The following is a 15,363-nucleotide window of genomic DNA, read 5'->3' as shown; positions in this document are numbered from 1 at the left end:
GCTGACCCACTGCAATCGGGGGCAAGCCCCCTCCCACATTTTGACCGCGTTACCCTTTAGGCGGCGATCGACAACTTCAGCTTGTTCATCGCGCTTTTCTCAAGCTGACGAATCCGCTCGGCCGACACGTTGTACTTCTGCGCCAGGTCATGCAGCGTGGCTTTTTCTTCCGCCAGCCAGCGCTGGTAGAGGATGTCACGGCTGCGGTCGTCCAACACTTCCAGCGCTTCGTGCAGGTTGTGGTTGGAGTTGTCGCTCCAATCGGCGTCCTCCAGTTGACGCGCCGGGTCGTACCGGTGGTCTTCCAGGTAGTTGGCCGGCGATTGGAAGGCGCTGTCGTCGTCCGCTTCAGCGGCCGGGTCGAAGGCCATGTCATGGCCGGTCAGGCGACTTTCCATCTCGCGCACTTCACGGGGCTCCACGCCGAGACTTTCGGCCACGCGGTGGACTTCCTCGTTGTTCAGCCACGCCAGGCGTTTCTTCTGGCTGCGCAGGTTGAAGAACAGTTTGCGCTGGGCCTTGGTGGTCGCGACTTTCACGATGCGCCAGTTGCGCAGGATGAACTCGTGGATTTCCGCCTTGATCCAGTGAACCGCGAACGACACCAGGCGCACACCCATTTCCGGGTTGAAGCGCTTGACCGCCTTCATCAGGCCAACGTTGCCTTCCTGGATCAGGTCAGCCTGGGCCAGGCCGTAGCCGCTATAGCTACGGGCGATATGTACGACAAAACGCAGGTGGGCGAGCACCATCTGCCGAGCCGCCCCCAAATCCTGCTCATAATAGAGACTCTCGGCCAGTTCACGCTCCTGCTCGGGTGTCAGCAATGGAATGCTGTTGACCGTATGCACATAGGCTTCCAGGTTCGCACCCGGGACCAAGGCATAAGCAGGTTGCAAAGAAGTGGTCATACGAAACCTCCGACTTACATAACTCGTGCAGTTCAGCACTGCGAAAATTGACCGGGAACCGTAGGACAAGTTCCCTAAACCACTGATACGGTCAATACAAACGAAACCACATTAATCTGACATTAACTACTTCGGTGCCAGCTCACGTAAATGCCGTGCGACCGCAATCCACGCACCGATATAACCCAACAAGACCGCGCCAAGCAAGAGGCTCAGACCATCGGCTACCGGCACGCCGGCCAGGGCAAAATCGCTGCCGTACAACCCGGCAAGCCCGATTACCGCGTCGTTCAGCCAGTCCAGGCCAAATGCCAACACGCCCCAGGACAAAATCCCCGCACCCAGGCCATAAAGCGCACCCATGTACAGAAAAGGCCGACGCACATAGCTGTCCGTGCCGCCGACCAGTTTAATCACTTCTATCTCGGTGCGACGGTTTTCAATATGAAGACGAATGGTATTACCTATCACCAAAAGTAATGCAGACACCAACAGCACCGTCAGGCCGAACACAAAACGGTCGCCCAGCTTGAGGATGGCGGCCAGGCGCTCAACCCAGACTAGATCAAGTTGCGCCTGTTGCACCTTGGGCATCTCTGCGAGTTTTTGACGCAGGGCTTCCAGGGCGGTCTTGTCCACTTCGTTCGGCGTCACCAGCACCACGCCTGGCAGCGGGTTCTGCGGCAGCTCCTTGAGCGCCTCACCCAGGCCGGACTGTTGCTGGAACTCCTCAAGCGCCTGGTCGCGACTGACGTACTCGGCATCCGCCACGCCAGGAATGTTCTTGATGTCGTCACGCAGCGCTTCGCCTTGCTGGGTACTGGCATCCAGGTTCAGGTACAGCGAAATCTGCGCCGCACGCTGCCAGGAACCGCCCAGACGCTCGACATTATTAAGCAGCAGGGACAAACCCATCGGCAGGCTCAAGGCCACAGCCATTACCAGACAGGTGAAAAAGCTGCCGATCGGCTGCTTGCCCAGGCGACGCAGGCTGTCCAGCAGGCTGGCACGATGGCTTTCGATCCAGGCGCGCAGCAGCGTGCTGAAGTCCGGACCGTCGTCATCGTCGTGTTTTTTCTTTTTCGGTTGCGGGTCGGCCGGTTTCGGCGCCACGCGCTCGGAAACCTTGGGGCTGCGGGTGGCACTCATACGCCGGCCTCCCCATCACCGATCAGACGACCGCGTTGCAGGGTCAGCATGCGGTGGCGCATGCGGGCGATCAGCGCCAGGTCGTGGCTGGCGATCAATACGCTGGTGCCCAGGCGGTTGATGTCCTCGAACACCCCCATGATCTCGGCCGCCAGACGCGGGTCGAGGTTACCGGTAGGTTCGTCCGCCAGCAGCAAGGCCGGGCGATGGACGATGGCGCGGGCAATGCCGACGCGCTGTTGCTGGCCGGTGGAGAGGTCGCCAGGGTAGAGGTCGGTCTTGTCCGACAGCGCCACGCGCTCCAGGGCCGAGTCCACGCGCTTGACGATCTCGGCCTTGGACAGCCCGAGAATCTGCAATGGCAGGGCAATGTTGTTGAATACCGTCCGATCGAACAGCAACTGGTGGTTCTGGAACACCACGCCGATCTGCCGGCGCAGGTACGGAATCTGCGCATTGCTGATGGTGGCCAGGTCCTGGCCGGCCAGCAGCAACTTGCCGGTGGTCGGGCGTTCCATGGCCAGCAGCAGGCGCAACAAGGTACTTTTACCGGCGCCAGAATGCCCGGTTACAAACAAGAACTCGCCGCGCCGCACTCGAAAGCTCAGCTCATGCAAGCCCACATGCCCGTTGGCATAGCGTTTACCGACCTGTTCGAATCGAATCATGAACGCTCCCGCTCGGCAAACAGTGCCTCTACAAAGGGTTCGGCTTCAAAGGTGCGCAGGTCATCGATGCCTTCACCGACGCCGATATAACGAATCGGCAACCCGAACTGTTTGGCCAGGGCGAAGATCACGCCACCTTTGGCTGTGCCGTCGAGCTTAGTCAATGCCAGGCCGGTCAGTTGCACCGTCTGGTTGAATTGCTTGGCCTGGCTGATGGCGTTCTGGCCTGTACCGGCGTCCAGCACCAGCAGCACTTCGTGGGGCGCGTCGGCATCAAGCTTGCCGATCACGCGGCGCACTTTCTTCAGCTCTTCCATCAAGTTGTCTTTGGTGTGCAGGCGACCGGCGGTATCAGCGATCAGCACATCAATGTTACGGGCCTTGGCGGCTTGCACGGCGTCGAAGATCACCGAAGCGGAGTCGGCCCCGGTGTGCTGGGCGATCACCGGGATCTTGTTGCGCTCGCCCCAGACCTGCAATTGCTCAACGGCGGCGGCGCGGAAGGTGTCACCGGCGGCGAGCATGACTTTCTTGCCTTCCAGTTGCAGCTTCTTGGCCAGCTTGCCGATGGTAGTGGTCTTGCCTGCGCCATTGACGCCCACCACCAGGATCACGAACGGCTTGTTCGGGGTGATCACCAGCGGGGCTTCCACGGGTTTGAGCATCGCGGCCAGTTCGGCCTGCAAGGATTTGTAGAGTGCGTCGGCATCGGTCAACTGCTTGCGCGCGACCTTCTGGGTCAGGCTCTGGATAATCACGGCGGTGGCTTCGACGCCCACGTCGGCGGTCAGCAGGCGGGTTTCGATGTCTTCCAGCAGCTCGTCATCAATGACCTTCTTGCCCAGGAACAGGCTGGCCATGCCTTCGCCGATGCTGGCGCTGGTCTTGCTCAGGCCTTGCTTGAGGCGGGCGAAGAAGCCGGTCTTGGTGGTTTCTGCAGAGGGAGCGAGCGGTTCTGGCTCGACAACCTCGATAGCCTCGACAACCTGGACGGGCGCAGCGACCACAACAGCAACAGGCGCAGGGACTTCGACAACGGGCGGCGCCTGGACCACTACCTCAACCGGCTCAACCACCGCAGGAATCGGCGGGGCCAGGTGTTCAGCCTGGACGTCTTCGACCAACGCCACGGGCTCTTCGGCCACCGGCAACTCAGGCCATGGCTTGTGCTCGGGCTCAGGTTCCGGCTCAGCCTCAACCACCGGCTGCAACACCGGCTCAGCCATCGGCAACACCACCGGCGCCGGCGCTTCGGCAACCGGTTCGGCTTCTACTATAGGGTCGGGGATCGGCTCAGCTTGAACCTGTGGCTGTTCAACAGCGGTTTCCTGCGGCTTTTTGCGCAGCCATCCGAACAGGCCTTTCTTCTCGCCAGCCGCAGCTGGGGTCTTCTTGTCGTCGTTGGAACCAAACATGGAGACGGCTATCTCAAGGTAGCGACGCGCCAGAGGGGCGCGCCGGTAAATAAAATTCGATGCGTAACAGACTGTTTTTTAGCCAGCTCGTTCATGCGCAACATTTTGTAAGGCCAAAATAGGGCCTCAACAAGACTGCCGCAGTGGCCGTCCGTATATTCGACCAGTATCCTAGCACCTCCTCGCCCGCCGACGCTAAGACCAAGCGGGCAGCCCAACAGGTTTAAAAACGAATGAATGCTCTAGCCCGCCGCGCCGCAGGCCTGCTGTTCAGCACAGTTTGTCTGCCTCTTTCAGCTTTGGCTGCCGACCCACAACCCACCCACGAATTCACCCTGGACAACGGTCTCAAGGTCGTCGTGCGCGAAGATCATCGCGCCCCGGTGGTGGTTTCCCAGGTTTGGTACAAGGTGGGTTCGAGCTACGAAACCCCGGGCCAGACCGGTTTGTCCCACGCCCTGGAACACATGATGTTCAAGGGCAGCGCCAAAGTCGGCCCCGGCGAAGCCTCGCTGATCCTGCGCGACCTGGGCGCCGAAGAAAACGCGTTCACCAGCGATGACTACACCGCGTACTACCAAGTCCTGGCCCGCGACCGCCTGGGCGTGGCCTTCGAACTCGAAGCCGATCGCATGGCCAGCCTGCGCCTGCCGGCCGACGAGTTCAGCCGCGAAATCGAGGTCATCAAAGAAGAACGCCGCCTGCGCACCGACGACAACCCGATGTCCAAGGCCTTCGAGCGCTTCAAGGCCATGGCTTTCCCGGCCAGCGGCTACCACACGCCGACCATCGGCTGGATGGCCGACCTGGACCGCATGAAGGTCGAGGAACTGCGCCACTGGTACCAGTCCTGGTACGTGCCGAACAACGCCACCCTGGTGGTCGTCGGCGACGTGACCCCGGACGAGGTGAAAACCCTGGCCCAGCGCTACTTTGGCCCGATCCCCAAGCGCGACGTACCGCCCGCCAAGATCCCGATGGAGTTGGCCGAACCCGGCGAACGCCTGCTGACGATGCACGTGCAGACCCAATTGCCGAGTGTGATGCTCGGATTCAACGTGCCGGGCCTGGCGACTGCCGAAGACAAACGTTCGGTACAAGCCCTGCGCCTGATCTCGGCCCTGTTGGATGGCGGCTACAGCGCACGCATCTCGGAGCAGTTGGAACGCGGTGAAGAGCTGGTGTCGGCCGCCTCCACCAACTACGACGCCTACACCCGTGGCGATACGCTGTTCATGCTGTCGGCCACACCGAACCAGCAGAAGAAAAAGACCATTGCCCAAGCCGAAGCCGGCCTGTGGCGGTTGCTGGACGAGTTGAAGGCCAAGCCGCCAACCGCCGAAGAGCTGGAGCGAATCCGCGCCCAGGTCATCGCCGGCCTCGTCTACCAGCGTGACTCCATCACCAGCCAGGCCACGGCCATCGGCTCCCTGGAGACCGTGGGCCTGTCCTGGAAACTCATGGACAGCGAACTCGCCGACCTGCAAAGCGTGACCCCGGAAGACATCCAAAAGGCCGCGCGCACCTATTTCACCCGCGAACGTCTGAGCGTCGCCCATGTTCTGCCTGAGGAGACTGCTCATGAGTGATCGCAAAAGCCTGATCCTGCCCGGCCTGATCGCCGTCACCCTGATCGCGGCGAGCGCCGTGTATTTCCTGCGCCCGAGTGAATCGGTAGCCAGCCCCGCGCTGGAAAAAGCTCAATCGGCCAACACGCTGCAATCCCTGGCAGAACTGGACGGCAAGGCGCCGACCAACCGCAAGCTCGACGTGCAAACCTGGACCACCGCCGAAGGCGCCAAGGTGCTGTTTGTTGAAGCCCATGAGCTGCCGATGTTCGACATGCGCATCCTGTTCGCCGCCGGCAGCAGCCAGGACGGCGATGTGCAGGGCCTGGCGCTGATGACCAACGCCATGCTCAACGAAGGTATTCCTGGCAAGGATGTCAGCCAGATCGCCAGTGGTTTTGAAGGCCTGGGTGCCGACTTCGGCAACGGCGCCTACCGCGACATGGCGCTGGTGTCCCTGCGTAGCTTGAGCGCCAGCGATAAACGCGACGCCGCTCTGGCGCTGTTTGACGAAGTGATCGGCAAACCGACCTTCCCGGCCGACTCCCTGGCCCGCATCAAGAATCAGATCCTCGCCGGCTTCGAATACCAGAAGCAGAACCCCGGCAAACTGGCGAGCCTGGAGCTGTTCAAGCGCTTGTACGGCGATCACCCTTACGCACACCCAAGCGAAGGCACACCAGAAAGCGTGCCGAAAATCACCCTGGCACAGTTGCAGGCGTTCCATGCCAAGGCTTACGCCGCCGGTAATGCGGTGATTGCAGTGGTCGGTGACCTGACCCGCGCCGAAGCCGAAGCCATGACGGCGAAAGTGTCCGCATCGCTGCCTAAAGGCCCGGCCCTGGCGAAGATTGCCCAGCCGACCGAACCCAAGGCCGGCCTGAGCCGTATCGAGTTTCCGTCCAAGCAGACCCACTTGCTGTTCGCCCAACTCGGTATCGACCGCGCCGACCCGGACTACGCGGCCTTGTCCCTGGGTAACCAGATCCTCGGCGGCGGCGGCTTCGGTACCCGCTTGATGAGCGAAGTCCGTGAAAAGCGTGGCCTGACCTACGGTGTTTACTCCGGCTTCTCGCCGATGCAGGTACGCGGTCCGTTCATGATCAACCTGCAGACCCGCGCCGAAATGAGTGGCGGCACCCTGCGCCTGGTTGAAGACGTAGTCGCCGATTACCTCAAGACCGGCCCGACGCAAAAAGAGCTGGATGACGCCAAGCGCGAGCTGGCCGGCAGCTTCCCGCTGTCTACCGCGAGCAACGCCGATATCGTCGGCCAGCTGGGCGCCATGGGTTTCTACAACCTGCCGCTGAGCTATCTGGAAGATTTCATGAAACAATCCCAGGCCCTGACCGTAGAGCAGGTCAAGGCTGCAATGAATAAACACTTGAGCGCCGACAAGATGGTCATCGTGACCGCCGGCCCGACGATTGCGCAAAAGCCACTACCGCCCCCCACTGATAAACCCGCCGAGCAGCCGCTCGGGGTTCCGGAGCATTAATGGCCAGTTCATCTCGCCCGAAAAAACCTGTCCACAACGTACACAACGGTGTGGGCCAACTGCGCATCATTGGCGGTGAATGGGGCAGCCGCAAGCTGAGCTTCCCCGATGTCGTGGGCCTGCGCCCAACGCCGGATCGCGTGCGTGAAACCCTGTTCAACTGGCTCGCGCCGTACATCGCGGGCGCCAAGGTGCTGGACCCGTTCGCCGGTAGTGGCGCACTGTTCCTGGAGGCGTTGTCCCGTGGCGCATCCCAGGCACAGGCGCTGGATGCCAGCAATGTCGCGGTCTCCAGCCTCAAGGAACACCTGGGCACGCTGCGTTGCACCAATGGCCAGGTACAAACGGCCGACGCTCTGCGCTACCTGGAAACCCAGGCGGCCAGCGAGTACGACGTTGTGTTCCTCGACCCACCGTTCAACCAGAACCTGCTGCCCACCGTGTGCGCACTGCTGGAAGAACGCCAATGGCTGGCGCCGGATGCGTGGATCTACACTGAAAGCGAGACCGCGCCGTCCACCCTGGGTTTACCGGGCGCGTGGCGTCTGCACCGGGAGCAGAAATCCGGGCGGGTGTATTACGCTTTGTGGCACCGGGTGGTAGAACACGCCGAGTAGTCTCAGTGCGGGCTTCTGTGGTGGGCCCGCTCACCCCATGCCACAGAGATCTGCATGACCCCTTCTTCTGAAAGATTCACCCCCGCCTTCGGCCTCGGCAACCCCCACCTGCAAACACTGTGGGGGCCGTTGTGGCGTCCCACTACCCATATCGAGCGCCAACGCGAACGCCTGTGGCTGGAAGACGGCGATTTTCTCGACCTCGACTGGCATGGGCCCCATGACGCGCAAGCCCCCTTGGTGCTGGTGCTGCACGGGCTGACCGGTTCATCCAACTCGCCTTACGTGGCCGGACTGCAAAAAGTCCTCGCCGCACAAGGCTGGGCCAGTGTGGCGCTGAACTGGCGAGGCTGCTCAGGGGAACCAAATCTGTTGGCCCGCAGCTATCACTCGGGCGCCAGCGAAGACCTGGCCGCAACAATTGCGCACTTGCGCGCCAAGCGGCCATTGGCGCCGTTGTATGCCGTGGGTTATTCCCTTGGCGGCAATGTATTGCTCAAGCACCTGGGTGAAACCGGCGAAGCATCGGGGCTGCAAGGCGCGGCGGCGGTGTCGGTGCCGTTTCGCCTGGACCAATGCGCAGACCGCATCGGGCTGGGGTTTTCGCGGGTGTATCAGAAGCACTTCATGCGCGAGATGTTGGCGTATATCCGCGTCAAGCAGCGTCAGTTTTTGCAGGATGGTCGAGAGGATGGGCTAAAAACCCTTGAAGCACTCGGATCCCTGGAGAAGATGCGTACATTCTGGGACTTCGATGGCCGGGTAACCGCGCCGTTGCACGGTTTTCTCAGTGCAGAGGATTATTACCGAAAGGCATCGAGTCGATATTACCTGGGCGACATTCGCACACCGACCCTGATTATCCATGCCGCCGACGACCCGTTCGTCTTCGCCCACAGCTTGCCCGAGGCCAGCGAGCTGTCGGCGTGCACCGAATTTGAGCTGACGGCCAAAGGTGGGCACGTGGGCTTCGTCGATGGCTCACTGAAACGCCCCAGCTACTACCTGGAGCGCCGCATCCCACAATGGCTTAGGGCACATGTGTGAGGGGGCTTGCCCCCCTCACACATTTGGATTGGGTTTACACGGCTGGGAACTCAGTCGCCCGTAGCAATCGCCCGCGCCGGATCAGTAATCCACTCACTCCACGACCCCGCATACAGCTTGCCCAACGGATAACCCGCCAGGCTCAGGGCGAACAGGTTGTGGCAAGCCGTCACGCCGGAACCGCAATACGCCACCAGCTCATCCGGCGAGCGGCCTTGCAGTTGGGCGGCGAAGCGCTGCTTGAGCTGTTCAGCCGGAAGGAAGCGGCAATCGGCGCCCAGGTTTTCGTTGAAGGCCGCACATTGCGCGCCAGGGATGTGCCCGGCGATCGGGTCGATCGGCTCCACTTCGCCGCGAAAACGTGCTTGAGCGCGGGCGTCGATCAGGGTCAGACCCGACTGGGCCAAGCGTTTTTGCAGGTGTTCGGCGTCCACCAGCAGGCGGTTGTCCGGCGTACCGGCGAACGTCCCAGGCTCAACCAGCGGCGCGTCCAGGCTCAGCGGGAAACCGGCGGAGTGCCAGGCCTTGAGGCCGCCATCCAGGATAAACACGCCATCGCGCTTGCCCAGCCAGGCCAGCAGCCACCAGGCGCGGGCGGCATAGGCGCCGGGGCCGTCGTCATACAGCACAATATTGGTATCTGCGCTGATGCCCCAGGCCCGCAATTGCTGAACCAAGGTGTCCGCCGCCGGCAATGGGTGACGTCCAGTGACGCCCTTGGTCACCGGGCCACTGAGGTGTCGCTCCAGATCGGCGTATTGCGCGCCTTCGATATGCCCTTCGGCATAGCTGCAACGCCCGTAGTCCGGGTCTTCCAAGGCAAAACGGCAATCCAGGATCACCACCCCGCCGGCCTTCTGGCGCTCGGCCAGTTGCTGGGGACTGATCAGTTGGGCAAGCGGCATGACGAACTCCTACGAATGCATGTGGGAAAGGTCTACTTCACTTCTTCCAGTGCCTGGTTCAACGGCACGTAAAACTCTTTGAACAGCGCATCCACCGCCTCTTTCGCCTGAGGCGTGACAAAACCCGCCTCCAGCACCAGCACCTGATACACCCCGCGCTTGATGGCTTCGGCGCTCAATTGGGCGGAGTTTTCATTGGTGGTGCATAAGAACCGCACCCAGGACGTGAGGATGATCCAGGCATTGAGGGTCAGGGCTTCGGTTTGAACCGGGTCCATATTGAGGATGCCCGCGTCGACAAACCCCTGGTAGATCGCATTGCCTTGGATCAGGCAACGCTGGGAAAAACGCCGATAGCCGGTGGCCAGTTCAGGGTCGCTCTCCAGCAGATGCTCAAGGTCGCGATGCAGGAAGCGATAGCGCCACATCCCGGCCAGCAAGGCCTGCAGGTAGAAACGCTTATCCTGGACAGTCGCGGCGCGCCCCTGTGGTGGGCGCAGAAAGCTGTCGACCAGCGCTTCGTATTCACGAAACAGCACGGCGATGATCGCCTGCTTGTTGGGGAAGTGGTAGTACAGGTTCCCCGGCGAAATTTCCATATGGGCGGCGATATGGTTGGTGCTGATACTGCGCTCGCCCTGCTGGTTAAAAAGCTCCAGGCTGGTTTGCACAATGCGCTCGCTGGTCTTTACTCGTGGGGCCATAGGGGGAATCAGCTTCTATACACGTGATGGGGCATCTTACGACCTATCCTTGCCAGGATAAATCTGCATGTTGCCGCAATGTTATTTGACAATTTAGAGCAATGACTCTAAAAATCCAGGCAGACCAATAACAATCGGTGCTGCGCCATGTCTGCCAACGTTGCCTACCTGCAGGACTCCCAGGTGCTGGATCAACTCCAGGACCTGTTCGACACTCAACGCCGCGCCTACGCCGCCAACCCCATGCCGCCAGCCGCGCAACGCCAGCAATGGCTCAAGGCCCTGCGCGACCTGCTCAGCGACGAGCGCCAGGCGCTGATCAACGCGATCAGCCAGGATTTCAGCCACCGCAGCGCCGACGAAACCCTGTTCGCCGAATTGATGCCCAGCCTGCACGGCATTCACTACGCCAGCAAACACCTCAAGGGCTGGATGAAACCTTCGCGCCGTGCTGTAGGCATTGCCTTTCAACCGGCGTCAGCCAAGGTCATTTACCAGCCGCTGGGCGTGGTCGGCGTGATCGTGCCGTGGAACTACCCGCTGTACCTGGCCATCGGGCCGTTGGTGGGCGCGTTGGCGGCGGGCAATCGGGTGATGCTCAAGCTCAGCGAGTCCACTCCCGCCACTGGCGCGCTACTCAAAACCCTGCTGGCGAAGATCTTCCCCGAGGACCTGGTGTGCGTGGTGCTGGGTGAGGCCGACGTGGGCATGGCGTTTTCCAAGCTGCGCTTCGACCACTTGCTGTTCACCGGCGCCACCAGCATTGGCAAACACGTGATGCGCGCGGCGGCGGAACACCTTACGCCGGTCACCCTGGAGCTGGGCGGCAAGTCGCCCGCCATCGTTTCCGCCGATGTGCCGCTCAAGGACGCCGCCGAACGCATCGCTTTCGGCAAAGCCTTGAATGCCGGGCAAACCTGCGTCGCGCCGGATTATGTGCTGGTGCCGGAAGACCGCGTCGAAGGTTTCGTCGAGGCTTACAGCAACGCCGTTCGCGGGTTTTATCCGACCCTGACCGACAACCCGGACTACACCGCCATCATCAACGAGCGGCAATTGGCCCGGCTCAATGCCTACATCAAGGACGCCACCGACAAAGGCGCCACGCTGGTTCCGTTGTATGAGCAAGGCCAGGCGCGCCGCATGGCCCACAGCCTGCTGCTGAATGTCAGCGATGACATGACCGTGATGCAGGACGAGATCTTCGGCCCCGTGCTGCCGATCGTGCCCTATCGCGGTATCGACCAAGCGTTTGCCTACATCAACCAACGCCCTCGCCCACTCGCCTTGTATTACTTCGGCTACAACAAGGGCGAACAGAACCGCGTGCTGCACGAGACCCATTCCGGCGGCGTGTGCCTGAACGACACCCTGTTGCACGTGGCCCAGGACGACATGCCGTTTGGCGGCATCGGCCCGTCGGGCATGGGCCATTACCACGGCCATGAGGGGTTCCTGACCTTCAGCAAAGCCAAGGGGGTGCTGGTGAAACAGCGCCTGAACGCTGCCAAGTTGATATACCCGCCTTACGGCAAAGCCATCCAGAAGTTGATCCAGAAGTTGTTCGTTCGCTGATACCGCCACCTACGGGATAACAATAACAATGAACCCTAGCCTGACTGATTCACCCGCACTGTCGCGGCGCGGCGTGTTGAAAATCGGCCTGTGCGCCAGCGCCTTCCTGGCCACCGCCGGGCTTGGCGCCAGCCTCAGCGGCTGCTCCAGCAGCACACCGGCCAGCGGCTTTGCCCTGTTGCGCAGCAGTGATCTGCCGTTTCTGCGCGCGGTCATTCCGGTCTTGCTGGAGGGTGTAGCCAGCACCCAGGAAGTCGCCAACGGCGTCGAAGACACCCTGAAAAAGCTCGACTTCAGCCTGCAGCATCTGTCGCCGGAGATGTTCAAGCTCACCCAGCAACTGTTCGACGTATTGGGCATGGGCATTACCCGTGGGCCGTTGACCGGTATCTGGGGCAGTTGGGAGAACGCCAGCGCAGAGCAAATCCGCAACTTCCTGCACCGCTGGGAAAACAGCTACCTGAACCTGCTGCGCATGGGCCAAGGTTCGCTGCTCAAGCTGGTTATCATGGCCTGGTACTTCCGGCCGGCGTCCTGGGCCCATTGCGGCTATCCCGGCCCGCCGAAGATCTGATCTGCATCCCTCCACAATAAAAACAAGAGACGACCCTGATGCCCGTACCCGATCTGTTCCGCGAAGGCCTGGCCCGTGGCTGGAAAACCCACAACGGCGCCGCCCTCGACAATGACCTGACGCTGGAAGCCGACGTCGCCATCATCGGCAGCGGCGCCGGGGGCGGCACCACGGCCGAGATCCTCAGCGCCGCCGGCTACAAGGTGCTGCTGATCGAGGAAGGCCCGCTCAAGACCAGCAGCGATTTCAAGCTGCTGGAGGACGAGGCCTACGCCAGCCTGTACCAGGAAGGCATCGGCCGCATGAGCAAGGACGGCGCGATCACCATCCTGCAGGGGCGGGCAGTCGGCGGCACCACGTTGATCAACTGGACATCGAGCTTTCGCACCCCGGACGCCACCCTCGCCCACTGGGCCAGCGAATACGCGGTCAAGGGCCACAGCAGCGCCGAGATGGCGCCATGGTTCGAGAAAATGGAACAGCGCTTGGGCATCGCGCCTTGGGCTATCCCGCCAAACGCCAACAACGACGTAATCCGCAAAGGCTGTGAAAAGCTCGGTTATAGCTGGCATGTGATCCCGCGCAATGTGCGCGGCTGTTTCAACCTGGGCTATTGCGGCATGGGTTGCCCGGTCAATGCCAAGCAATCGATGCTGGTGACCACCATACCGTCCACCCTGGAGAAAGGTGGCGAGTTGCTCTACCTGGCCCGTGCCGAACGCCTCAACTACAGCGGCGATACCATCAGCAGCCTGGAATGCGTGGCCATGGATGAGCGCTGCGTATCGCCGACCGGCCGCAGGATCACGGTCAAGGCCAGGCATTACGTGCTATCGGGCGGCGGTATCAACAGCCCGGCACTGCTGATGCGCTCGGATGCACCCGACCCTCACTCGCGCCTGGGCAAGCGCACGTTCCTGCATCTGGTGAATTTCTCCGCTGGGCTGTTCGACGAGGTGATCAACCCGTTCTACGGCGCGCCGCAATCAATCTATTCCGACCACTTCCAATGGCAGGACGGCACCACCGGCAAAATGTCCTACAAGCTGGAAGCGCCGCCCTTACACCCTGGATTGGCCAGCACCCTGTTTGGCGGTTACGGCACCGGGAACGCGCTGGACATGAGCCAATTACCCAATACTCACGCGATGCTCGCCCTCTTGCGCGACGGATTTCATCCCGACAGCCCCGGCGGCACGGTAGATCTGCGCGGTGACGGCACCCCCGTCCTCGACTATCAGGTTTCGCCCTACGCCTGGGACGGCCTGCGCCGCGCCTTTCACAGCATGGCCGAGATTCAATTCGCAGCGGGCGCCAAGTCGGTCAAGCCGCTGCATCACGATGCACGCTACGTGAATACCTTGACCCAAGCCCGTGACCTGATTGACGGTTTGAACCTGGAACTGCATCGCACAACCCTGGGCAGCGCCCATGTAATGGGCGGTTGCGCCATGGGGGAAGACCCGAAGAACGCTGTGGCCGACAGCCTGGGTCGCCATCACCAATTGCGCAATCTGTCGATCCACGATGGCTCGTTATTCCCCACCAGTATTGGGGCTAATCCCCAATTATCGGTGTACGGATTGACCGCGCAACTGGCCAGTGCATTGGCCGAACGTCTGAAAACAGCATGAAAAAACGCTCGATCAGCGGCATGTATCTACATAAGTCGACTTGGCCGACCGGGATGGCTGCGATACCATCCGGTTCCCCAACGGACTCCGCCAGGACGACGCGATGAACCGAGTGTTGTACCCAGGAACCTTCGACCCGATTACCAAAGGCCATGGCGATCTGGTCGAACGCGCCTCTCGCTTGTTCGACCATGTGATCATCGCGGTCGCGGCCAGCCCCAAGAAAAACCCGCTGTTTCCCCTGGAACAGCGCGTGGAGCTGGCGCGTGAGGTCACCAGGCACCTGCCTAACGTAGAAGTGGTAGGTTTTTCGACGCTGCTGGCGCACTTCGCCAAAGAGCAGAACGCCAATGTGTTCCTGCGCGGCCTGCGTGCGGTATCGGACTTCGAATACGAATTCCAACTGGCCAACATGAACCGTCAACTGGCGCCGGACGTTGAGAGCCTGTTTCTCACGCCGTCGGAACGTTATTCGTTCATTTCCTCGACGTTGGTTCGTGAAATCGCCGCTTTGGGCGGAGATATCACCAAGTTCGTGCATCCAGCCGTGGCCGACGCGCTGACCCTGCGCTTCAAGAAGTAAGACCACTCTATCGGCGCCTGCTCGCACTGCAGGCGCCAATGCGGCACAATTGCGCGCATTAGTTTTCAGATGCCTTGGCCGAGCGCCCTGGCAGGAGTTTCCATGTCCCTGATCATCACCGACGATTGCATCAATTGCGACGTCTGCGAACCCGAGTGCCCGAACGCTGCGATTTCCCAAGGTGAGGAGATCTACGTAATCGACCCGAACCTGTGTACCCAGTGCGTCGGCCACTATGACGAGCCCCAGTGCCAGCAGGTGTGCCCGGTGGATTGCATTCCGCTGGATGAGGCGCGTCCGGAGACGGAAGAGCAATTGATGGAGAAGTACCGGAAGATTACCGGTAAGGCCTGAAGATCTTAAATGCCTGTTAAGGTCTCATCGGGGGCGGGACTGTCATAAATTTTGTGTTCGGGCATAACATGTTGATAGAGGTGCATGTATGCCGACCAAAAAGAAACCGGCCCGTGAGGCCCCGCGAGACCTTCCATCCATTCCCCAAGAGCTGATCGACC

General features: G+C 61.2%; 15 protein-coding genes. 9 read left to right on the top strand and 6 right to left on the bottom strand.

The window, feature by feature from the left end; genetic code table 11:
* Window positions 1-56 precede the first annotated feature (56 nt).
* The 4 genes from rpoH to ftsY form a co-directional block, all read right to left on the bottom strand.
* Entirely contained in the window at window positions 57-911 is an 855-nt protein-coding gene (gene rpoH, locus NDJ82_RS19700; RefSeq protein WP_003176698.1) for an RNA polymerase sigma factor RpoH, read from the bottom strand.
* Between the two features lie 126 nt (window positions 912-1,037).
* Window positions 1,038-2,060 (bottom strand): permease-like cell division protein FtsX, encoded by a 1,023-nt coding sequence (ftsX, locus tag NDJ82_RS19695; protein ID WP_099585854.1) that lies wholly within the window; start codon window positions 2,058-2,060, stop codon window positions 1,038-1,040.
* Window positions 2,057-2,728 carry a cell division ATP-binding protein FtsE gene (gene ftsE / locus NDJ82_RS19690; protein ID WP_017737950.1) on the bottom strand — a complete coding sequence of 224 codons (672 nt, stop codon included), beginning with the start codon at window positions 2,726-2,728 and terminating at the stop codon, window positions 2,057-2,059. The genes ftsX and ftsE overlap by 4 nt, the downstream gene beginning before the upstream one ends.
* A complete protein-coding gene (ftsY, locus tag NDJ82_RS19685) occupies window positions 2,725-4,143 on the bottom strand; it encodes a signal recognition particle-docking protein FtsY (RefSeq protein ID WP_112192676.1) in 1,419 nt (472 codons plus the stop codon). Before ftsY ends, ftsE begins: the two co-directional genes overlap by 4 nt.
* A 233-nt stretch (window positions 4,144-4,376) precedes the next feature.
* Here ftsY and NDJ82_RS19680 point away from each other — a divergent pair, with 233 nt between their 5' ends.
* The 4 genes from NDJ82_RS19680 to NDJ82_RS19665 are packed head-to-tail and all read left to right on the top strand — an operon-like array spanning window position 4,377 to window position 8,873.
* A complete protein-coding gene (locus NDJ82_RS19680; RefSeq protein ID WP_112192677.1) occupies window positions 4,377-5,732 on the top strand; it encodes a M16 family metallopeptidase in 1,356 nt (451 codons plus the stop codon).
* Window positions 5,725-7,209 (top strand): M16 family metallopeptidase, encoded by a 1,485-nt coding sequence (locus NDJ82_RS19675; protein WP_250926131.1) that lies wholly within the window; start codon window positions 5,725-5,727, stop codon window positions 7,207-7,209. Before NDJ82_RS19680 ends, NDJ82_RS19675 begins: the two co-directional genes overlap by 8 nt.
* Window positions 7,209-7,826 carry a 16S rRNA (guanine(966)-N(2))-methyltransferase RsmD gene (rsmD, locus tag NDJ82_RS19670; protein WP_099585858.1) on the top strand — a complete coding sequence of 206 codons (618 nt, stop codon included), beginning with the start codon at window positions 7,209-7,211 and terminating at the stop codon, window positions 7,824-7,826. Before NDJ82_RS19675 ends, rsmD begins: the two co-directional genes overlap by 1 nt.
* A 54-nt stretch (window positions 7,827-7,880) precedes the next feature.
* Window positions 7,881-8,873: a hydrolase gene (locus tag NDJ82_RS19665; RefSeq protein WP_250926130.1), complete on the top strand. Its 993-nt coding sequence runs from the start codon at window positions 7,881-7,883 to the stop codon at window positions 8,871-8,873.
* 50 nt (window positions 8,874-8,923) lie between these two features.
* Here the strand turns inward: NDJ82_RS19665 and NDJ82_RS19660 are convergent, their stop codons facing one another.
* Window positions 8,924-9,778 carry a sulfurtransferase gene (locus tag NDJ82_RS19660; RefSeq protein ID WP_250926129.1) on the bottom strand — a complete coding sequence of 285 codons (855 nt, stop codon included), beginning with the start codon at window positions 9,776-9,778 and terminating at the stop codon, window positions 8,924-8,926.
* A gap of 32 nt (window positions 9,779-9,810) precedes the next feature.
* Window positions 9,811-10,482: a TetR/AcrR family transcriptional regulator gene (locus NDJ82_RS19655; RefSeq protein ID WP_191946763.1), complete on the bottom strand. Its 672-nt coding sequence runs from the start codon at window positions 10,480-10,482 to the stop codon at window positions 9,811-9,813.
* 147 nt (window positions 10,483-10,629) lie between these two features.
* Here NDJ82_RS19655 and NDJ82_RS19650 point away from each other — a divergent pair, with 147 nt between their 5' ends.
* The 5 genes from NDJ82_RS19650 (at window position 10,630) to NDJ82_RS19630 (ending at window position 15,202) form a co-directional block, all read left to right on the top strand.
* Entirely contained in the window at window positions 10,630-12,057 is a 1,428-nt protein-coding gene (locus tag NDJ82_RS19650) for a coniferyl aldehyde dehydrogenase (RefSeq protein WP_250926128.1), read from the top strand.
* Between the two features lie 28 nt (window positions 12,058-12,085).
* A complete protein-coding gene (locus tag NDJ82_RS19645) occupies window positions 12,086-12,631 on the top strand; it encodes a twin-arginine translocation pathway signal protein (protein ID WP_250926127.1) in 546 nt (181 codons plus the stop codon).
* A gap of 38 nt (window positions 12,632-12,669) precedes the next feature.
* Entirely contained in the window at window positions 12,670-14,265 is a 1,596-nt protein-coding gene (locus NDJ82_RS19640) for a GMC family oxidoreductase (protein WP_099585864.1), read from the top strand.
* A 103-nt stretch (window positions 14,266-14,368) separates the two neighbouring features.
* On the top strand, window positions 14,369-14,848 hold the full coding sequence (gene coaD, locus NDJ82_RS19635) for a pantetheine-phosphate adenylyltransferase (protein WP_003234650.1): 480 nt from the start codon (window positions 14,369-14,371) through the stop codon (window positions 14,846-14,848).
* Between the two features lie 102 nt (window positions 14,849-14,950).
* Entirely contained in the window at window positions 14,951-15,202 is a 252-nt protein-coding gene (locus NDJ82_RS19630) for a YfhL family 4Fe-4S dicluster ferredoxin (protein ID WP_057723493.1), read from the top strand.
* Window positions 15,203-15,363 lie beyond the last annotated feature (161 nt).

This window comes from Pseudomonas sp. SR18 (assembly GCF_023701505.1).
Taxonomy (GTDB): Bacteria; Pseudomonadota; Gammaproteobacteria; order Pseudomonadales; family Pseudomonadaceae; genus Aquipseudomonas; species Aquipseudomonas cyclaminis.
Note: the sequence above shows the minus strand (reverse complement) of the source record. Positions and strands in the feature narration are given on the sequence as shown.